This is a genomic window from Rhizobium sp. Root149 (assembly GCF_001427345.1).
GTDB classification, from domain to species: Bacteria; Pseudomonadota; Alphaproteobacteria; order Rhizobiales; family Rhizobiaceae; genus Neorhizobium; species Neorhizobium rhizoryzae.
In genome coordinates this window covers 222,725-242,751 of record NZ_LMGD01000012.1, presented here as the reverse complement: position 1 = coordinate 242,751, position 20,027 = coordinate 222,725, and the positions used below count along the sequence as shown (strand labels likewise).

At 57.0% G+C, this 20,027-nt stretch carries 19 protein-coding genes and 1 tRNA gene; 6 read left to right on the top strand and 14 right to left on the bottom strand.

Features of this window, described 5'->3' with window-relative positions; genetic code table 11:
- Positions 1 to 132: 132 nt before the first annotated feature.
- Both ASD54_RS08135 and ASD54_RS08130 read right to left on the bottom strand, forming a co-directional pair.
- Positions 133 to 3,021 (bottom strand): response regulator, encoded by a 2,889-nt coding sequence (locus ASD54_RS08135; protein ID WP_062554099.1) that lies wholly within the window; start codon positions 3,019 to 3,021, stop codon positions 133 to 135.
- Between the two features lie 161 nt (positions 3,022 to 3,182).
- Entirely contained in the window at positions 3,183 to 3,395 is a 213-nt protein-coding gene (locus ASD54_RS08130; protein WP_062554098.1) for a hypothetical protein, read from the bottom strand.
- A 415-nt stretch (positions 3,396 to 3,810) separates the two neighbouring features.
- On the opposite strand from ASD54_RS08130, the gene ASD54_RS08125 reads away from it, so the two are divergent.
- Positions 3,811 to 4,041, top strand: coding sequence for a hypothetical protein (locus ASD54_RS08125; RefSeq protein ID WP_062554097.1), 231 nt, complete (start codon positions 3,811 to 3,813; stop codon positions 4,039 to 4,041).
- 119 nt (positions 4,042 to 4,160) lie between these two features.
- On the opposite strand, the gene ASD54_RS08120 is transcribed toward ASD54_RS08125, so the two are convergent.
- The gene (locus ASD54_RS08120) at positions 4,161 to 4,955 is read right to left on the bottom strand and encodes a polysaccharide deacetylase family protein (RefSeq protein ID WP_062554096.1); all 795 of its coding nucleotides are present in this window, start codon (positions 4,953 to 4,955) and stop codon (positions 4,161 to 4,163) included.
- 358 nt (positions 4,956 to 5,313) lie between these two features.
- Here ASD54_RS08120 and ASD54_RS08115 point away from each other — a divergent pair, with 358 nt between their 5' ends.
- Entirely contained in the window at positions 5,314 to 5,517 is a 204-nt protein-coding gene (locus ASD54_RS08115) for a hypothetical protein (RefSeq protein WP_062554095.1), read from the top strand.
- A 110-nt stretch (positions 5,518 to 5,627) separates the two neighbouring features.
- On the opposite strand, the gene ASD54_RS08110 is transcribed toward ASD54_RS08115, so the two are convergent.
- Positions 5,628 to 6,383 carry an SIMPL domain-containing protein gene (locus ASD54_RS08110; protein ID WP_062554094.1) on the bottom strand — a complete coding sequence of 252 codons (756 nt, stop codon included), beginning with the start codon at positions 6,381 to 6,383 and terminating at the stop codon, positions 5,628 to 5,630.
- A 254-nt stretch (positions 6,384 to 6,637) separates the two neighbouring features.
- Here ASD54_RS08110 and ASD54_RS08105 point away from each other — a divergent pair.
- A tRNA-Ile gene (locus tag ASD54_RS08105) sits at positions 6,638 to 6,713 on the top strand.
- A gap of 8 nt (positions 6,714 to 6,721) precedes the next feature.
- On the opposite strand, the gene ASD54_RS08100 is transcribed toward ASD54_RS08105, so the two are convergent.
- From ASD54_RS08100 to ASD54_RS08090, 3 genes are all read right to left on the bottom strand, one after another.
- The gene (locus tag ASD54_RS08100; protein WP_244484709.1) at positions 6,722 to 7,696 is read right to left on the bottom strand and encodes a tyrosine-type recombinase/integrase; all 975 of its coding nucleotides are present in this window, start codon (positions 7,694 to 7,696) and stop codon (positions 6,722 to 6,724) included.
- Between the two features lie 160 nt (positions 7,697 to 7,856).
- Positions 7,857 to 8,123, bottom strand: a complete 267-nt coding sequence (locus tag ASD54_RS08095; RefSeq protein ID WP_062554093.1) for a helix-turn-helix domain-containing protein — start codon at positions 8,121 to 8,123, stop codon at positions 7,857 to 7,859.
- A gap of 10 nt (positions 8,124 to 8,133) precedes the next feature.
- Entirely contained in the window at positions 8,134 to 8,352 is a 219-nt protein-coding gene (locus tag ASD54_RS08090) for a helix-turn-helix domain-containing protein (RefSeq protein WP_062554092.1), read from the bottom strand.
- A 65-nt stretch (positions 8,353 to 8,417) separates the two neighbouring features.
- Here ASD54_RS08090 and ASD54_RS08085 point away from each other — a divergent pair, with 65 nt between their 5' ends.
- From ASD54_RS08085 to ASD54_RS08075, 3 genes are all read left to right on the top strand, one after another.
- On the top strand, positions 8,418 to 8,861 hold the full coding sequence (locus ASD54_RS08085) for a helix-turn-helix transcriptional regulator (protein WP_062554091.1): 444 nt from the start codon (positions 8,418 to 8,420) through the stop codon (positions 8,859 to 8,861).
- On the top strand, positions 8,858 to 9,211 hold the full coding sequence (locus tag ASD54_RS08080; RefSeq protein WP_062554090.1) for a hypothetical protein: 354 nt from the start codon (positions 8,858 to 8,860) through the stop codon (positions 9,209 to 9,211). Before ASD54_RS08085 ends, ASD54_RS08080 begins: the two co-directional genes overlap by 4 nt.
- A gap of 196 nt (positions 9,212 to 9,407) precedes the next feature.
- Positions 9,408 to 9,701, top strand: a complete 294-nt coding sequence (locus ASD54_RS08075; RefSeq protein WP_062554089.1) for a helix-turn-helix transcriptional regulator — start codon at positions 9,408 to 9,410, stop codon at positions 9,699 to 9,701.
- A gap of 82 nt (positions 9,702 to 9,783) precedes the next feature.
- Here the strand turns inward: ASD54_RS08075 and ASD54_RS08070 are convergent, their stop codons facing one another.
- The 7 genes from ASD54_RS08070 to ASD54_RS08020 all read right to left on the bottom strand — a co-directional run bounded on the left by ASD54_RS08070 (position 9,784) and on the right by ASD54_RS08020 (position 19,483).
- On the bottom strand, positions 9,784 to 10,785 hold the full coding sequence (locus ASD54_RS08070) for an HNH endonuclease (RefSeq protein WP_062554088.1): 1,002 nt from the start codon (positions 10,783 to 10,785) through the stop codon (positions 9,784 to 9,786).
- On the bottom strand, positions 10,785 to 12,179 hold the full coding sequence (locus ASD54_RS08065) for a restriction endonuclease (protein WP_062554087.1): 1,395 nt from the start codon (positions 12,177 to 12,179) through the stop codon (positions 10,785 to 10,787). The genes ASD54_RS08070 and ASD54_RS08065 overlap by 1 nt, the downstream gene beginning before the upstream one ends.
- Entirely contained in the window at positions 12,176 to 13,225 is a 1,050-nt protein-coding gene (locus tag ASD54_RS08060; protein ID WP_062554086.1) for a DNA cytosine methyltransferase, read from the bottom strand. The genes ASD54_RS08065 and ASD54_RS08060 overlap by 4 nt, the downstream gene beginning before the upstream one ends.
- A gap of 1,510 nt (positions 13,226 to 14,735) precedes the next feature.
- Positions 14,736 to 16,595, bottom strand: coding sequence for a type IV secretory system conjugative DNA transfer family protein (locus ASD54_RS08045; RefSeq protein ID WP_062554084.1), 1,860 nt, complete (start codon positions 16,593 to 16,595; stop codon positions 14,736 to 14,738).
- A 28-nt stretch (positions 16,596 to 16,623) separates the two neighbouring features.
- A complete protein-coding gene (locus ASD54_RS26100; RefSeq protein ID WP_082547139.1) occupies positions 16,624 to 18,249 on the bottom strand; it encodes a relaxase/mobilization nuclease domain-containing protein in 1,626 nt (541 codons plus the stop codon).
- Positions 18,243 to 18,725, bottom strand: a complete 483-nt coding sequence (locus tag ASD54_RS27260; RefSeq protein WP_244484708.1) for a MobC family plasmid mobilization relaxosome protein — start codon at positions 18,723 to 18,725, stop codon at positions 18,243 to 18,245. Before ASD54_RS27260 ends, ASD54_RS26100 begins: the two co-directional genes overlap by 7 nt.
- Entirely contained in the window at positions 18,722 to 19,483 is a 762-nt protein-coding gene (locus tag ASD54_RS08020) for a helix-turn-helix domain-containing protein (protein ID WP_062554080.1), read from the bottom strand. The genes ASD54_RS27260 and ASD54_RS08020 overlap by 4 nt, the downstream gene beginning before the upstream one ends.
- Positions 19,484 to 20,027: the final 544 nt, after the last annotated feature.

Sequence of the window (20,027 nt, the reverse complement as noted above, 5' to 3'; positions counted from 1 at the left end):
CCCCTCGACCCCCAAGGTATGATGTTGTCGAGGAAGAATAAGCAAATAAACCGTTAACGCGCTAGTCTTTGAGCCTGCCGATTATGAGCCTTCGTTGATTTTCCACCGTCACGACAAGTGGCGACGGAGGATCTATCGGTTGCGCCCGACCATGTCCCGAATGCGTGCGGCCAGGAAATCATAATCATAGGGCTTGGTGATGAGGCTCGCCTGGTCCAGACCTTCCGAGCCGGGCACATGCAGATCGCCTGTTGCAAAGATGACCGGCAAGTTCGGATGCCCTTCTCTGAGCTTGCGGATGAGTTGCAATCCGTTCATGTCCGGCAGATGCACGTCGGTCACCAGAATGTCGATCGCGGCACCATCGATGGCTTCCATCGCTTCCTTGCCGTTCCCAGCCTCGACAACGACCATGCCGAAATCCTGCAGATAATCCGCCGTGGATATGCGGATCAGCGCTTCATCTTCACAAAGCAGCACGCGGATGGATGACGTACGAGCGGGCGTCTGCTGAGGCGCTTTTGCGCCCTCGGAACTGGACTGGCGTTCCTTGGCCTTGTCCAGCAGCATCCGGATCTTGCGGGCGAGTGTCTCGCGTCCATAGGGCTTGCTGAGCAGATTGACGCCGGGGTCAAGCCGACCACCATGAACGATCGAATTTTCTGTGTAGCCAGAGGTAAACAGAACCTCGATATCCGGACGGCGCTCCTTTGCCTTTCGCGCAAGCTCACTGCTTTTCAGGCGGCCCGGCATGACTACATCGGTGAACAGAAGATCGATCGAAACTCCGCTCTCGATGATAGCCAGCCCGCTGTCTGCATCCCGCGCTTTCAGGACGGTATATCCGAGATCGACCAGCATGGAGATGGTGATGTCGCGAACGGCATCGTCATCCTCGACAACCAACACCGTCTCGTTGCCACCTGCAATGTCACCTGCCGTCTCCTCCGCCAGCATATCCTCTGCCTGCATGGAACGTGGCAGATAGATGCGCACCGTCGTTCCGCTGCCTTCCTCGCTGTAGATGTTGATATGCCCGCCGGACTGCTTCACGAAGCCATAGACCATGGAAAGGCCGAGCCCCGTGCCCTTGCCTTCAGGCTTGGTCGTAAAGAACGGGTCGAATGCGCGCGCAAGAACATCAGCCGGCATGCCGCAGCCCGTGTCGCTGACAGCGAGCATCACATACTGACCCGCTTCGACATCGAACGCGTTCTGAGCGTAACGATCATCCAGATAGGCATTGCCGAGTTCGATGGTCAGGCGACCGCGCCCGTCCATGGCATCACGCGCATTGATAGCCAGGTTCAGCAATGCGTTTTCGACATTGGATGGATCGACGAGCGTATTCCATAAACCGCCGCTGACAATCGTGTCGATCTCGATCGCCTCGCCCAGACTACGGCGCACGAGGTGGTCCATCTCCCGCACAAGCCGTCCGAGATTGACGACCTTCGGCGCAAGCGGCTGCCGGCGACCGAAGGACAGCAGCTGCGATGCGAGCCTTGCGCCGCGCGAGGCGGCCGCGAGAGCGTTGTTGAGCCGACGTTCCGTCTGATCGCTTTCGGGGAGTTCACGCCCCAGAAGCTGCAGGTTGCCGGTAATGACCTGCAGCAGATTGTTGAAATCATGCGCAATCCCGCCGGCCAGGTTCCCGATCGCCTCCATCTTCTGGCTTTGACGCAGAACCTCCTGCGTTTTTAGCAGCTCGGCGGTGCGTTCTTCGACGCGGCCTTCGAGGGTCGTCGCCAAGGTTTCGAGACGAGTTTCGGTCTTTTTCTGGTCCTCGATATCTGTGCTCGTGCCCACCCAGCGCACGATGGCGCCATCGGCATTGCGAATAGCAACGGCTCGAGAAAGGAACCACCGATAATTGCCTTCATGGCATCTGACCCGCGCTTCAGCCTGGAACTGCTCGCCGCTGGCAACTGACGCAGACCAGACATCGCGGACCCGCTGCAAATCATCCGGATGCAAGGCCCCTGCCAGCAGGTCCGACGGCGGAGGATCGGCAGAATCGATCCCGATATATTGCGCCATCTGCAGATTGCACCAGTCGAGCATACCCGCCGGTATGGCTGTCCAGACGTGGTTCGGCACGGCTTCAGCCAGCGTGCGGAAACGATCTTCGCTTTCTCTGGCGGCATCCTGTGCGCGGCGTACTTCGGTGACCTCGTGCCCCTGCACGAAGATGCCGGTGACAGCCCCGGAACTGTCCCGTAGCGGCTCGTAGATGAAGTCCAGGAAAATCTCTTCGGCAGAAGTTGCGACACCCCGTTGCAACAATACGCGGGCGCCAGACGCACTGTATCCCTGCCCCGTTGAGTAGACCTGATCCAGAAGCTCGTAAAACCCTTGACCATCGATATCCGGCAGAGCGTCGCGAACACTCTTGCCGATCAGATCATCACGTCCCACCAGCGTCGTATAGGCTGCATTGGCTATTTCGAAGACATGTTGCGGGCCTCGCAGAATGGCCATGAAGCCCGGCGCCTGCTCGAAAAGGCTTCGCAGATATTCTCGCTCCTTGCCAAGCGCCAGGTTTTCGCCAGACACGGCATCGGCACGGCGCATCACGCCGGTCTGCACATCAAACCCGGTCGTCGATTGGCGCAACAAATGCAGTTCGGTCACGTCGACCGTATGCTGAAGAATAAACCGGACGCTTCCGTCCTCCCCGAGAATTGGGGTATGCGTCGCGCTCCAGAAAAGCTCGACCATTGAGCCATCGGGTCCCGCGATCGGATAGGGAATGAGCGGAAGATGATCGACCTGGCGCGTTTTCAGCACCTTGGCGAAGGATTGCCGAAGCATCCGTCCGCTGGCGCTTTCGGGATCACTGGGAAACGCATCGAATATGTTGCGACCGAGCAGCTTTTCGCGCGATTGCATGGTCGTAGCAAGGTAAGCATCGTTCATGCCGACGATGACAATATCGGGATCGACGATGACATAGGGGTTGGGAGAGTGATTGAAGAGCTCTTCGATATCCTCTCCGGACAGCCCGGCCCGTCGAAACATGTAATACCCCTGCGCCCCGCATTTCTAATTTCTCAGTTTATAGAGCGGTCAGGCAATTATACAAGAATTTTGATATAGATAGTGGCGAGCGGGTCACAGCACCGCGACTGCAGCAAATTTCGTCCAACCAGCCCATGAGGCGGCGCAACAACCGCTCAGGATCAATTGAAAACTGGAAAGCTATCCGCCAGTTGCGATGCAGCAGATGTATCGCGCTGATACGAGTGACGCATCCTGTCGGCACGCGTCTCTGGCGCCTCTTCCCGTGTCAGGGGAAACAATCCGTCTGCGTAGGTTCCCGTTGCAGCTTGGAGATCCTCCACCTGCATCGCGTCCGCCTGCCTCATCAAAACCTGCAGGAACTTCCTCATCATGTCGCCCTCCCGTCTTCTTCGTCTCGAAAACGGCCAATGCGCCCTTCAGTTCCAACCGGATTGGCCACCAGTCGTCACCGGACCTGTGCCATTCCTGTCCCGAAATCGACCCCGCCGAATTCGCAAAATTCCGTTCGGCAACGATGCTGGAACATCTGTGAACATTTTGGCAACCCACAATCGCCCGGTACAAGTCCTCCACAGGATGTCCACAATAGACGCCGAGAGTAAAAGTCTCGTGAAGGCTCTGGAATCAAATTGGTTTATCGGCGGAATTTGCCCGACCTGTAGACAAGTGCCGCTGACGGTGGCTGTGGACGGTTTAAAACACCGGCGAGTGCTGAATTTCAGAGGCCTGATTCATTTTTGTCGCAATCGTGCGTCATCGTCGATTCGACTAAAGGAGGACGGAGACATGGAACACGAACTGACCCTGAAAGAACTGGCGGCGGATCCTTTGATCCTGATGGTCATGCGTGCAGATGGCGTCGCGGAAGATTCGCTTCAGGATCTGATGAAGCAGGTCGCAGAAAGTGAAATCAGCCGACTGCAGCTCCAGATGCACAAGACGCGCGCCGATGAGTTCTACGCCCGGCTTGACGAAAGCCTCGCACATACCGCGAAATCGCTTCGCCGAAACGCTTGAGGCGACACTCAATCCTGTCGTCGAAGCGCGAAAATCCCGGTTTGAGACACACCGTCCCCCCGGCGCCACTTACCACGCGCGCGACACGACTGAAGGACGTAGAAATCTCATCATTTATCTTACCGGGTCGTCCCGGCATCGCCCTCGCCGTCCACCTCGGATAATTTCACGAAGACTGTTCCCTTGCGCTTTAGCGCCATAAGGCCCCGAACCACCCCTGCCCCGGCCTCATGCGTCGGCTGGTTGATATGGGCGATCACGACATCGCCATCCCTTGCGCCAGCGATCTTGCGCTCCGTCATTGCTGCTCCAAGCAGCGAGCCGCCATCGCCGTTCAGGGAGTAGCCGGCAATCTTGTATCCCATCTGCCGGATCTGATGGATAGCGCTTTCGTCATATTTGGCGGTCGCGCCACGAAACCAGCGTGGCGATGAGAATCCCGCGGCTGTTACCGCCGCGGCACCAGCAGCCACCTCCCGCTCGACGGCGGCGCTGCTGCCGGCCGCGGGGATGCCATAGATCTTGACTGGCACGTCCACGGCCGGAATATGATTTTCCCCGTGGTTCTCAATGTCGAACAGGTCGGGATGCGCACGCAGGATCGCAATGGCGTCCGCGTTGTTTCGAAGCCACCGCGCCGTGACGAACAGTGTCGCTGGAATGCGTTCGTCGACGAGAGTGGAGAGAATGCGGCTATCGGCCTGCCCCATGCATGCGTCAAACGTCAGCGCCACACGCGGTGTGGTGCCGGACGGCGCACCGCCGAGCTTCAACTTCGGTTCCAACAACGCATGCGCTGCGGCGGAATGTGGTGCTACATTGGCCGCAGGCCCATTGACAGCAACCTGTGTTTCCCCGGCAGCCAGAGCGGGCGCAGCAAGACACACCAAACCAAGCAGAGCAAACGTGCGCATATCCGATTTCCAACCAGTTCCATTTCGGCTTGATCGTCCGCTATAAGACAGTGGCGAAATTTGGTTGTCATCTCATTTTTTCATGTATCACTTCGGAACAAATATGATAAATCGGGAAGTCTTCGTATACCAAAAGCAAGGACAGAATGGCCGCTTGGCCAATCGTTGCTTTGAAAGGCGCGGCATTTCGGACTAGTCTGTCGCAACATGTTTCATTTTGGATCATGTTGATAATTTCAAGATATAAGGTTGCAAATTTGCAATGTGCACGGCAGGGAACTTGGAAGATCAACGCACATTGAACTATGCTGAATCACAAGCATCGGTACCAGGTGGTACAGGTTGTGGAGTTGTTGCAATGAAATTCGATTATCCGGCGCCCGAGGGTGTCCTCATGCCCTATGAGCTGGCAATGTTGCAGCGCCTGTTTAATCGTGCGTTGCGCAAGCAGGGTTACGCGAAGACTGACGTTGAGGCGAAAATGCTGGCCACGACGATGATGGATCTCTACCGCCGCGGCCTCAGAGATGAACGCAAACTCCGCATCATGTTCGCAATTTAGTATCTCGCCCAACGATCCAGCGGGCGTTGCGAGCGCTTGGCTCGCCCTCCGACTGCGATGAGCTGCATTCAAGCAACCCCGGTTTCAAACCGGGATCGCTTGGCACATGATCAGGGCCGGATATCGAACCGCATTTCGACGGTCACCGTATAAGTCGTTTCACCTCCCGCCACAGGCACGGAATCGGCCTCTTTCGCCATCGCCATCCGCATCATTGGAGCGGGCGCAACCGGCTGCAGATTGGTTTCGGAAATAGTGGCGACAGGCCCTAGCATCACTCCGGCGGCCTCGGCCAAGGTCTTCGCCTTTTCCATTGCATCTTCGACGGCCTTGCGCCGCGCATTCTGATAGGCAGCTTTCGGCTCATGGTTGGTGAAGGTGATCTGTCCGCCCTGATTGACGCCGAGTTTCACGGATTGATCGATCAGCCCGCCCAGCTTCGACAATTCGCGCACACGAACAGTCAGGGAATTCGTGACCTGATACCCGATAATGACCGGTTGTTGGTTGGTGTTTTGTGGCGTGGGCTGCCGGTCACTGTAGCGTGGGAATATCGAAAAATCGCCGGTCTGAATATCCCGATCCGCTACCCCGTTCGCCTTCAGCGCGTCTAGCACCGATCGCACCGCCTCATTGTTCTGGGCAAGCGCTGCCTGAGCCGTTTCCGCCATGCGCGTGACCGAAAGATTGACGATGGCCATGTCCGGCGCGATGCTGGCAGTTCCCTCACCTGAAACGGTGATCGCCCTTGGTTGCGGTGGTGGAGGCGGCGCCTGCGCAAACGAAACGGCAGGCAGCACAAGGCTTGCCATCAGCGCGAGGCTAGCTGCTTTTGCAGGGACAGATGGACGAAGACGGAAGGACATGAATTTCTCCGTTTATGATTTCAAGTCTGCCGAAACATTGTAATGCCCGGCTCGAACATTGATGCGGCCTGACCGCTGCCGCGCACAGAGGATAGGCTCCTTGCACCGAAAGCTGTGGAACAGGAGTGATAGCTGCACTGCGATTGTGTAGCCATTACGGCAGCGCTTGCTGACAACCATTTTTTGCGTTACAGCCCGTTTCCTGACGACGAGCGAACCATTGCGCTCTTCGCTGCGCCTTCCACATAAGGCACGGGCCTGTAGCTCAATGGTTAGAGCCGGCGGCTCATAACCGCTTGGTTGGGGGTTCGAGTCCCTCCGGGCCCACCACCTCAATCTTATGACGTTGTTTTTTCATCGTTTTTCTCTTGATTTGCCTCACCAGAGTCCTGGGCAGGAGAAAGTGGGACATTTTTGTGGGCCACGTAGGTTTTGCGACGCTCGAAACCGGCATCAATGATGCGCTTGGATTGAGCGGCTTTGGTGTAGTGCTGCGCCATCTTGGAATCAGACCAGCCAAAGATCGCCATCAACTGATGTTCGGTAGCACCTGCCTCGGCGAGGATCGTTGCGGACGCTTTTCTAAGGCCGTGCGACGAGCATTCGGGCAAATCGGCATCGTTGCACCACTGACGCATCTTGTTGCCGAACCCGTTCCCGGTGAAGGCCTTGCCGTATTCGGTGATAAGGAAAGTCGGCTGATCATGGGTGATCGCGTCCAGCACCTCTCGAAGCTCGTCAGTGACTGGTAAGCTCAGGGACTGCGTGTACTTACCGGCCCCCTTCTCTGGCGTGAACTCGATGCGATTGCCGGTCAGGTTTCGCCAGCCGAGCTTAACGAGATCGGAGCGCCTGACGCCCAAATTCAGCATCAACTCCATTGCAAGGCGAGCCATGGAGCCGACTGGATAGGCAGCGCGGAAGCGCGCCACTTCTGCTTCGCTCCATGTGTGGAAGCCCGGCGAGTTGTGAATCTTGGTGACGCCGTTCGCAGGGTTGAAGGTCGCAAGATCGGCGGTGATCGCCCAATTGAAGAGCGCCTTTAGATATTTCACCAACTTATCGGCCGCGCCGGGCGTGTCGCTGCGCTTCATCTGGCTGGCCTCAATGTCCGATTTGCGGATTTTCTTGAATGGTAGCTCGCCCACATTGGCGCAATAGCGATTGAGAACACTTTTCTTATCCTTTTGCGTTGCCGGAGACTGGCTTTGAAACGCCTTGGACCGATAGTAGGTCTCGACAAGCCAGCGAACCGAGCCGGGCTCCAGTCTTGAAATCGGGATGGTTTTCTCACCACGATCGCCAGCCAGCACTCGGTGATACTCTTCCGTAAAGGCCTGAGTGACGCTTCCTGCCTCGTCCAGATAGGCGGACGTCATCCTGTATTTCGGCATACCTGGCAGGCGGAGATAAAAACGCTCGTTGCCGTGCCGATCGATATCCCGCGAACAATATTTAAAGGGGACCCGCTGGCTACCCGACCGCGTGATCAAACGGGTTCTCGCCATCGTCTTCGTCTCCGCTCAGTCCCTGTTCCTTCATGTCGTACCAGGACGCGCGGATTTCCTCGGCATCCCAGCGGCGCAAGGCGCCGATCTTCACACCTCTCGGCATCAACCCACGACGTACCCAATCATCAAAGGTGCCCGTCGAGACGTCGAGAAGTTCCGCCGCACGGACCCGGCTGACTGCGACCTTGTAAATGGGGCGCGGGGCCAACGCTTCAGCTTGCTGCTTCATGTGCTGTTCCTCACGCTCTGGAGGTGCTGTCAGCAAGCGCCAAAGCCTTCTGCTTGGGCTCGACCATATTCGCCGCAAGATACTCATCCACGGCGTTTTCCGGCAGAAACAGGCTTCCGCCGATCCGGACATGACGGATTTCCTGCTTGGCGATCAGGTTTCGGATGCGAGCAACCGGCCATCCGGATCTGTCTGCGAGTTGTTTGGGGGACAAGAGTTGCGCCTGCATTGGAAATTCACCTCCAACTGATGATAGACTGATATGAACGCAAAAGAATCACATCGATCCTCAAAATGCAACGCGATTATCAGAAAAATAATATTTCGACGCAAGAGACGCTGCTCATTCAGATGGGCAAACGGTTAGCGATGATCCGTGAAAACTCGGGACTGAAGCAGATCCCGTTTGCGGAAGCGCTTGAGGTCTCCCAGGGCGGCTACAATACCTATGAGCGCGGCCAGCGAGAGATTCCCGTTCGCGTACTGCGCGCGCTTTACACAAAGTTCAACGTCAATCCAGTCTGGATGATGACCGGTGAAGGCACCCCCTACAATCGGGACGTGGTCGATCTGTATCACGAGGTCACGAACCAAGTTGATGCCTTTATCGTGCGGGAAAAGTGTCAGGTGGAGCCGGATAAGCGCTTGAAGCTCATCCGGTTCCTAATCGACTACGCCGAACAGCACGGCGAATTCACAGAGGAAATTGCGGAAAAATATCTGAGGTCAGCGATATGAGTAAATCGAGCTTCGAAGAGCAGATAATGCAGGGCGCCTACGCCCTTGGTCGCCAGCGCGACCAACTGGCATCCGAAAAACGAAGGCTGGCAAGGCAGTTGCGCTATACTCAGCACTCGGCCCGACTCAAAAGCCTTTCAAAGCAATACGATTTTGGGATGGTCTTCTTCGCTGCAATGGGAGCCGTTTCGCTCATCTTGTTCGACGCAAACAGCGGCTCCGAAGCATGGATGACACCAGTGCTCAGCCTGTCGCTCATTCTGTTCGCGTGTGGCAATGCGCTGCGTGGCCGAAAGATGGTCAGCCGTATCAGAAGCTTTAATGACCGCTTCGGTAGCTGGCAGTTCTGACAGCAATTATTCAACCCACTTTGATGGGTTGAATAATTTCGGAAACGCATTATTTGAACCATTCAAAGGGTCAATTAATGCGCCTTACCGACAGTCACGCGGTGATGCTGGATCTAAGTGCGACGCACTAGCTTCCTCGGCGCGTCCGCTGACAAAACGACCGTCTCGGCATCGTGCCGCAGGAGTAAACTCGCTAATGGCGCGATGGAAAATGCCATCGAAGGATGAAATACTGGAGAACCGACGAACGCTGGCGGAACGAGCGCGATGCGGCGATCTGAGGCTGCCTGCAGGCGTGGCCGAACTCCGCAAGGGTATCGGTATGAACCAGGAAGCGTTCGCAAAAGTACTTGGTCTTACCCGCAGACAGATCGCTGAAATTGAGGCGGGCACCGCGAATCCAACTCTGGATACGTTAAGAAAAATCGGTAGGCTGTTCGGGTTCGTCGTTGGTTTCGTGCCGAGACCACAGGATGAGAAAGAATTTTAGCATTTTTGACCACCGTCCGTAAGAACATGACATTGCGATCAATCATTTTTTTGTCGCACCATCTCCTAGCTTTCAGGATGACTCAAAATCTCCAACCACGCAGTTTATTGGCTGCGCTAATCATTCGATGCGAAGGATGATGGGCCAATTTGTGAGGCAAGAGAAGGGATGGTTTCAAAGCCGCCTTGAATTCGGCGAGGCCACCGTGCAGTCCCTGTGAAGCAAGTTGGCTAGATAGCGTTCGATTGACTATGACCTCGTAGGTGTTGTTGAAGGTCACCAAGGACGCATCGTAGGCGCGATGATGAAGTGCGCATAGCGCAACGCCGTTTGTAACCGCGTCGTCGCTTTCGGGGTGCGCCACCGGAAGAATATGCGCGGCGTCCAATAAGCGAAGCTGCACTCCACACATAGCGCAGTGATGACTATATGCGCCGAGGACATGCCGACTGAAGCGTCGGTCTCGAAGCTGCCGCAATGTCTGGGTCATCACTTGCCGGCGCGGTACCGGCATGTGCTTATTCACATCCTCGACATCAACCGTCAGTGGATCTGCCGCCATGCGCCTAAATATTGCTAGCTGATCTGGGTCTTTTCCAGAGGCATGGAGGGCATTCATTTGCTCCACGTAAATTCCGAGCATGTCCGGACGGACAGCAATAGACAATTCGCCAGTAGCCTTGGCAAAGACGCCCAAACCGTTTTCCGCAGCATCTTTTAAAGCCTTAAGATCGGTCTGAGTAGATGAGGAACTCCCTATTTTCCCAGCATGATAATTGTAGTCAAAAGCGGCAAAAACACCCGTCTCGTCTGACCATCCCAATATCAACGTCCGAAAGCCTCGAGATGAACGAAAGTGATCGCCTATCCCGGTGGGTTGTATGCGCCGCTCTAGCGGCATCTGTTTAGGCCGCCCTCCGGGAGTCAGATTCCAAATGTGTAGCCACGCATCGATGGCCAGGTCATCTTTTATAAGTCGGACCTTTGCAGGGTGCCCGTCGTGAAACCACAGTATACGCCATTCTGAAAGCTGCAGGCTTTGAGCGACAAGGTCAAAAAGCTGGGCCTTCCGTACCAGAACCATTAAAGAGCGCCTTGCGGAATAACTGGTTGTCCACGCTTCTGGGTCATCACGCCAGCGGCGTTTGCGGCAACATAATCAAGTAAAAATCCAGCCCCTTTTTCGAGGTAGCTAATAACCGCTGGCCCGTTGACTAATAAGAACTGCAGATGAGTCTCAGCCGTGATCTGACGGGCATAGTTGATAGCCTCGCTGGAGAATTCGCTGGTAGTAACAACGGCGACTACGTGGGCCTTAGAATATATGGCAAGCCCTACTTCCTTTGCAACATCGCCAAGGCTCACGCGAGTGCCTACGCATTTGCATTGAAAGTTCCAACGGGAAAAGAGCAGATTCCTGCCCTCAGCCGTAAGATCAACCTCAGCGTAGGCCGTGTCCCGACTGCGCAACCGAAAGGCACGCGGCTCAAGCCCTATATCCAGGATCATTTTGAGAGCTAAAAGCTCCAGCCCCAGACCACGATCATACGTCTGACTGCTCTCCAGTAGCTGTTTCACCTCTGCTCGTGGCAGGTCAATTTTGGCGCGCAAGTCAGGTGGTATCACTTGGTCAAAGTCTGGTAACACCTGCTCAATCGGGACACCCATCAGCTTTGCAGATGGGATGATTATTCCACTTTTGCCACCACGACCTGCCGGCGCCCCAGTTGTAGGCGCTTCGATCCAACCAGCATCAGCAAGGGGCCTAATAACCTTTGCTCGAACCTGATCCTCATCAAACCGTTGACGGTGTTCGCGAAGGCATTCGTCTATCACTTGCTTTGCAGGGATTGCGCTACCACCTTCTGCTACGCGTCGCAAAATCTGCAAAAAGATCTGTTGGCTCAGTGGTAGCTCAGCAAAACTTGACCTCTCAGATGCGGAGATACCCAGCACCGATTTCATCGCGGACTCATCCGGCTGCGGGTTGGCCCGACCGCTGCGAACAAAAAGTCCAGCCTCGATCATCCAATTTAGCAAAGTCGTGTGATCGGTTGTAGCGTTTGACAAACCTTCTATGCCGTTGACCTCTAGCTCACGTTTTAGGGTTGCCTTCGTAAGCATTTCTCCCCGAGCGTTGAGCGAGCGAACCGCGTCGACGATTGCCATCCCATTGGCAACCTCAACAATATGTCGAACAAGCTGGCGCGCGGCTTCGATCCGATCTGGTGCCCCTAGTATTGCTTTGCCGGCATCTGTCAACGCAAGTGGGCTACGGCTCATCAATCCTAAGCTGGTGAGTGTCGCAGGTATGTTTGTGCTCGCGCGCTTGTTGCCCGCGGAAGCGAAGAAAGTCTTATCCCACTCAGCGACGACCGCCGTCATATCTGGTGCGAGTTGATCTAAAATCGCTAAAGGCCGCCGGACATCTCCGATGATGCCCGGAGAAAAGTCATTGAACGAAGGGAGCCGCTTCATGCCGCGTCACGCAATGGAGCGCCGATGGCCTCTGCAACACTCCGCCCAACCGCCGCCGCAAGAACTGGCGGCACTGCGTTTCCAATCTGGCGCCATTGCTGTTCAACCGTTCCCGCGATGTGGAAATTGTCAGGGAAAGTTTGAAGCCTTTTGATTTCCTCGATTCTGAGGATACGGTTTCTCCAATGAAAGGGTCCCATGTTATTCGATCGCCGCGCCTGTATCGTCCAAGACGGCATGTCAGGGCTTAACTTGAGCAGGAAAGACCAATAGCGTCCACGCCACTTGAATTTGGGATCTGGGTGACCACGCTTCTCAGTGAAGTAAAGATAGTTGTCCCCTGGGGGGACCTGCCGCAGAAGATCATGATGTTGACCGCCAGCGAAATGCCCATCATCGCAAGCATTCTCTTCGGTATCCAAGTCAGATAGCACAGAACCAGCTGTAACCCACGGCAACAATGAACTGTCAACATCCTTAGAGTGCGTCGGGGGAGGCAATGAAATACTGCCCTCAAGTGAGCCGAGAACAAAGCATCTCTCGCGAATTTGTGGCACGCCGTAGTCTGCCGCATTTAATACACCGGTGGTGACTTTATATCCGAGTTGTTCCGCACGAGAAACTATCGTGTTAATAGCGTCCGCGTGAACTTTGTAAGCTAATCCTTTAACGTTTTCGAGAATAAATGCACGCGGACGGACCCAATCAAGCATGTTAAGGTAGCCATTGACAGTTTCCCAGCCATTGGGGTCATCCAGGGCTCGTGGCTTGTCCTTCCGGTAAAAGCGGCTTTTTGAGAAAGGTGGGCATGGGGGGCCGCCGGCCACCAGGTCAATTTCTCCTATTCGGCCACCAAGCGCTGCAAATATGTCGCTTCTCGACAGCGAGCCAATTCTACTTGCAAGAAATGGAACTGTTGGCAGGTTCCGCTGCCAAGTTTCCCCGCAAAGCGCTTCTAAATCGGAAGCCAAAACAGTCCGAAAGCCTGCCGCCTGGAGACCTAAGTCTAGTCCGCCGCAACCGCTAAATAAACTAATACTACGCACGGCGCCTCTCCCTCTATCTATTAACCATTTCGGCAACGGCCTCAACCATCCTTCGCGCGAGCGGAGGGGGAACTGCATTGCCTAGCTGGCGGACACGGTCGCGCCTGCTACCTGCCAATTGATACCCCTCAGGAAACCCCTGCAGCGCGCCCATCTCGACAGTCCTTAACCGTCGATTGGACCAATGAAAGGGACCAGTCCAAGGACCAGGTGAAGCCGCAATCGTCCAAGACGGACGTTCTGGAGCGAGCTTCAGTAGGAAGTTCCAAAAACGTGTTTCAGTGACGAAAGTTGGATTAGGATGTCCGGCCCAAGCGGTGTGTGCTTTATAATTCCAGCCAGGCGGAACGGTACGTAGGTGTTCGGCCCAACGACCATTAACTAGCTCTTCTGGTTCAAAGAACTGTGGCCGGTCAAAGCCGTCCAGTGCTTCGCCCGCAGTTACTGCCGGCCTTAAGCTTGCTTCCACCTTGAGTGTGTGCGTGGGCGCTGGCTGAACTGGAGCTCCGCGCTTTGCACCGAGTAGGAAAACCCGTTCGCGCGTCTGGGCGACACCGTATTCAGCAGCGTTCGCTGTGACCTGTGTGACCTCGTAGCCGGCAGCCTCAGCTGCTTGGCGAAATCCCTCCAGAACCGGCCGGTTACGTGGATGCTTGATACTGGGCACGTTCTCGAAAACGAAGCCATCAGCATTTGATTCGAAGATCAAGCGCCAAAACTCCTCGACCAAAGTGCGCCTCGCATCAGGGCGCGCTTCGGTGGGTGCGGGCGGCCGAGCCATAGCGACGCCAGCGGCCCGCGCCCGTCGATAGCGCGATTCCTCGCCGTTCTCGACCCAATAAGCTGCTTTAGAGAAGGGCTGACAAGGCGCGCCACCGACAACGATCAAAGGATCACTTGGACCAAGGCGCGCGGCCTGCCGCAGATCTAGGCCGCTAATATTTGCAACGTCACTTTCGATGACGGTGCCATGATACTGGGGGTTCATGCGCAATGTGCGACAGGCTATCTGATCAATTTCAACACACGCTCGGACTTCGCAGCCGGCGTCGGTTGCTCCTATGCTCAATCCACCAGCACCGGCAAATAGGTCAATAACTGGTAAGCGCGCTTTTCCGCGTCTAACCGATGAATATACGACGGCCTCACCCTCCAAGGGCGTAGCTACACAATCAAAGGATTCCATGGCTAGTTGCGTGTAGTGAGATCGAGAGGCAGTTGCGCTTCTCGACCCTGATTGACTAGCTGATCAACTGCGTAGCGGACCAGCCAAGCCACGCTGACCTTGTTTTTGACGGCCAACTCTTTGAGAGCTTGCTCTTGAGAGCGATTAAGGGACGCTGTAACGCGCACCATCTCTTGCGAAATCACTTGAACCTCCGAATCGTGCGCTGCACCTTGCAGCACTGTTCTGCATGATAACTCAGAATGATGCAATCATGGAACATAATGTGAACATATGCAATATGCCCACCAGAGGAAACTGATACAGTGTACCTGTACGCCCACTCTAGGCGGCTCCCACCATCGGGTTCCGGTCCAGCTTGCCGCGATATGCCGGATGCCGGTGCGACACGATCGCGTCAACCAGCGCTGGCGGCTTCGAGCCCGCCAGCATGAGCATCTTGCCTGTCTTCATTTCTAGGATCTGATCGGCAGTCATCAGCTTCTGCCGTTGCTCGGCGGTTGATGTCTTGCGGCTCTCCCCGAACTTTGCAGACGATTGTTTCGTGCGGGTGAGCACCGTCTGATCGCCAAGCGCATTGGCGGCCCAATTGGCGGTTTCAAACTCGGCGCGACCCAGGCCGAAAATGCGGGTGGTGACGCAGGAGCCGAGAATGCTGGCGGTGTCGCCCTTGCCATAGACGCTTTCGATCTGGCCCTTGTCCTGGGTGATGAACAGCGCCTCGATGCCGCAGCCGGCAGCGACGTTGGCGATGTTGATCAGCTTTTCCATTCTGCCGAGACGGACAAACTCGTCCAGCACCAGAAGCACGTTCCTTTTCGGCTTCCTGGCGCCCTCCAGCCGTACGGCCATGCCGAGAATGATGTTCGTGAGCAACCGGAGAAAGACCGCCTGGGCGTCCACCTGGTCGAGCGGTACGACCATGAAGAGGTCGGCGCGGCCCTCGAACAGGTTTTCGAGCGAGCACGTGGACTTGCCGAGAAAGGCTCGGAGTTCATCCGAGCGTGCCCAGTCGAAGGCCTTCTTGATCGTCGTCTTGATTGCGCCGCGCTCGTTCTCGCCGGCTGCAAGGAAGGTGGCAGCGGCGGCCGCCGGGCGGGTGCCGAAGGTCTCGGGCGCTCCGGCCCATTCCGTCAGCGTCTTTTCAAAGCCGGCGGAAAACAGCAGGTCCATGACGGTGATCAGGTTACGATCGGCTTCCTCGCGCATGGTCATGACGACCTCGATCACTGCGGCAATCATGGATTTCGCCATTTCGGCAAAGTGCGTGCCGTTTCCGCCTTCCGGTCGAACAAGCCCCTCGGCAATGACTTCGATGTCGCGGACGAGGTGCGCTTGCCGGATATAGTCGAGCGGATTGAAGCGATCCTTCGATGGCTCGATAACGCCGAAGGGATTGAGAACCACGACTTGGCGCCCGAGCGACTGCCGATAGCGGCGCGTCACGGCAAAGTTCTCGCCTTTGATGTCGAGGACGGCGACCGGGCCGTCATGGTCGATGATGGCGGGAATGACGACGGACACGCCTTTCCCGGCGCGCGTGCCGGCGATGGCGACATGATGGCCTGCGCGCCATCCTGTCTTCGGGTTGGGGCGGTAGCGTAGCATTGCGCCGCCGGAGAGACCGAGCGGCAAACCGGTATCGTTGTGCCGGAGTTGGCGCAACTCGCTCCGGTTCATCCACCGGGCGCGCCACGGGCCTTGTTTGGAAATGCGGTTCGATGATGCGGGGGCGGCAATCGAGATTGCCCGCAGGATGAAGAATAGCGGCACAGGCAGGCCGATGGCGAGGCTGGTTTGCAGGCCAAGCTTTTGCGCCTCTGTGAAGCGGTCCCATGTCGAAACCATCCCCCGGATGCTCTCGATTCCGGAATAGCCGGCATTTCGCCAAGCCTTGAAGCTGTCGAGCAGGACGCCGGCCGCAATGGTGGGGTCGGTAAGGGCGAGAGCAGACGCGGCAAGGAGGGCAGCCCCCACAGCTAAGCCCGACGCGCTGCGGATGCGGCCCTGGGTGTCTCCCGCCAACGTCAACAGCGCAAACCCGCAAAACATAACCAGAATGGCGGCGCGCGCGTTCTGGTAGATGGGTGGCCAGAACAACGGTGCGGTTTCCATCAGCAGGAAACCGGCGGCCACGACGGCAATGGAAAGGGCATAGCGGTAGGGCTGAATGATCAAATTCATGGATCGAAACTCCAGACGGAAATAAAAATCAGTTGCGGCCGCGACCGGGCGCGGGCGGTCGGGCTGTCACGTCGGCGGCGCGACCGTCTCCAGCATCGCTTCGGCTTGCTCCAGCAGGGCGAACGCTTCCGTCAGCTCGGTCGAGGTCGTGTCGCTGGAATGATTGCCGGAGGCGAGCCAGGCGTTCATGAAGGTAGCCTGTGACGCGATGAGCGATTTCAGCGATCCTTCCAAAGCCGCTTGCCGGTTTTCGATCATGTCGGTCGAGCGTTTCTCCAGCGCCTCGAACTGCGCGGTTCCGCTCTGCAAGGTGTTCATCAACGTCTCGACGTAACCCAGCAATTCGCGCTCCAGCGGCGACAGGGTCTCGGCCATCGGTGATCTGGTCGTTCCGGTCATCGGTCAATCTCCCTGGACGATCTTTAGGCATGGGGTTTTGCCGGTCCCTGCCTGACAGGTGATCAGCTGAAGGCGGTTGACGTCCCATGTCAGGACTTTGCCGCTGTTGGTCTGGTTGATCTGCAAGCCCATCTGCCAGAGGCTTGCGCTCTGGGCGCGGTCGATCATCAGACCCGCCCAAAACCAGCTCGCGGTGAAACTCAGCAGGATGATCAGCAAGGCCACCGCGCCCATGGTCAGCAAGAACGGCTGCACCATCGAGCGAAGCCGGTTCACGTCCGCCTCGGTCATCGCCAGCGCCTCGTTCAAGTGCCGGCGGTTCGCGTCCGTGAAGCTGCGGATATCGGTCTCGATTGTAGCTTGCGCGCGCTTCAAGGCTTCGCTCCAATCGGTCTCGAAGCTCGTCGAGGGTGATGGCGTCGAGCCGGCTTCCGGAGCAACTGGGCTCACCAGCCGATCTTTCAAGCGCTCGCTCAAGGGTATTCTCTCGGGTCCAGTCTTCACGGAACAGGTCTCCTTTCAGGCGCCAGCGCTCGTCCGTCTCGGGGTCGCGCACGGTGATGTAATTTTTGCCGGCGCGCGGCAGATCGAAACCTGCCGCCGTCAAAGCCTCGGTCATGCTCGGGCGGTCGCGGATTTGGCCGGCCTCGATGCGCTGGACGATCCAGTCATGGATCAGTTCGCGGGCATCGCCGCGCCGGACGCTTTCGATGAGGCTGACGGTCTCGCGGGCGCGCTCCGGGGCCATCGGATCGTTCCAGGCGTGTTCCTTGTTCAGTACATCGCGTAGGGTGTCGTAGTGCTTCTGGTAGCCGGGCGGCGCGATATTGAGGCTGCGCCCGCTCGCAAGCTCCATGCGTGGGGTCACGAAATGCAGCTCGACGCGGCCCTCGTGGGTATGGCGGACCCAAAGCATATCGTGCTGGTCGGGTTCGAGGCCGGCAAAGGCAAGGCTCTCGAAGACGTCCATCACCTGCCGTTGCTGGACAGGGCTCGGCGCGTCTTCCGCCGTGAAGGCGATGACGCCGGCGCGATAGGTCCACTGGTGCGGGCAGGCGTCGATCAGCGCGCGCATGCGGTCGGCATCGCCACGCAGCACCTCCGGCAAAGGCTCGCGGGCAAACAGCATGACCTCGCCGCGCTCATCGCGGATCGCGTTGCGGTTCTGGTCGTAGGCGACGACGTCGCGCTCGACCAGATAGTTAACCGGTCCCGATCCGCCGCCCTGGCCGTTTCGGAAGAACTTGATCAGCACGGCGCGCCATCCTTGGCCGTGAACTGCTCAAGCGTTTCCGATAGCGCCCGCTCGATGGCGACGAGGCGGGCGGCAACCGTGATTGCGTCGATGGCGGACAACTGGCCCTGTGCCTGGGCCGTGTTCAGCCATCGCGCAATCTGGTTGAGGTTGCCGCCGATCCGGGCGACGGCGCGCACCAGTTCCGGGTTCACCTTGGGAACCGGACGGCGACGCCGTGCCTCGGTGAGGCCAAGCGCTTCCCGCATCAGCGTGGCGAAGGGCAGACCGGCCCGCGCTGCGCGTGCGGTCAGCGCCTGCTTTTCCGATGCCGTGCAGCGGAAAACCACGACGGCATTGAGGTCGCCTTTGGGCGATCGCCGGGCGTTCTTGGTGGGGTTTGAAGGGGAGGCCTGCCTCCCCTCACAAGGCTCCCTGTCAGAAGGCTCGCCGTATGACAGGGGTCGCCTTGCTCCCTTCAAATCGCCAGCCATCATGACGCCCTCCGAAGATCGGTTTGCCTCGCGGGTTCATCGGCGATGTGGTCACGGCGACGGCTGAAGAATGCGATCCAATCGAGGGCGCTGGGGCTTGTGTCATCAGGTGGCCAGTAGCCCGGCAAAGCATACCCCGGCTTCCTGGTTTTCACCGTTCGAAGGCCCAAGGCGTCGATCGAAGGAAAGCCGTGACGTCGCAACCAGGAGCGCCATTGCTCGACCTGATCCGTCTTGGTCTCGGCCACGAAAACGAGCGGGACGGCTCGCCGCGCCTCGACGCGCGGCGGGGCGTCCTCGCGCGGGTTAGGTTTATATATTTTTTCTTTCTCTAAGTTTGGTGGACATATTTGTCCCCCTTCGCTGGACAAATCTGACCGCCTTTCGGGACGATTTTGACCGCCTTTTTCAGGGTAAAGGGTGACAACTTTGTCCGTCTTTTCGCGGGCGTCCGATGCGCGTAAAATCGATGCTGCTGAGGGACGATATTCTGTGTTGTGCCCGACGCCATTTCCGCGCTGGACCTCGAACCATCCTTTGACCTCAAGTTCACGGACGGCGCGCTGAATGGTCTTGACGCTCTTGCCGGTCGCGTCGGCAATCGTTTGATAGGACGGCCACGCCTTTTCGGTGTGGCCGTTCAGATGCGTGGTGATGATGTAGAGCGCCACGGACCGCGCGCTGTCGCTCAAATCCTTGTCGCAGCTCAACTGCTGAAGCCATTGCAGCTTCACGTCCCGGAATGGCCGCGCTCCGCTCATGCGCGCCTCCCTGGCCGCGATACGACCGGGAAAGAGGGGCCGGAAATGGTCGGAAAAAGTGGGACGGCGGCTTTCTTAAGCCATTGATTTTTATGAAGCGGGGTTTTAGTCCCACACGGGGTTAAGCGGCTGATTTTGCTCGAATTCGGCAGGCCCTCCGGGCCCACCATTCTTGTTTTTTTATCAATAATTACAAATACTTATTTTGCATTCCGAACTGGTTAGCCAGTGGGGTTAGCCATGACGGTTAGCCTTCGCCGCTAATATTGACCATGCAAGGAAATTCTGAAGGCCGCAGAGGACTGCAAATCCAAAAACATTGTATGTTCTTCAACGCCTAGTGTGAACAAGGCGTGATTCTGCAATGCTTAAACTGCATTTTCCGCTTGTTGTGTTAACAGCATTTTTCCTTGCGTTCAGAACGATCTTTGCAATCAACCTCGTGGGCTTGCCGTGCTCTCAATGATCAATTGTTGCTTCAATCCCTGGCACTTGTCGCGACAATAAGCGTTTCTGACTACATAGTTTGAGCAATAAAGAACCT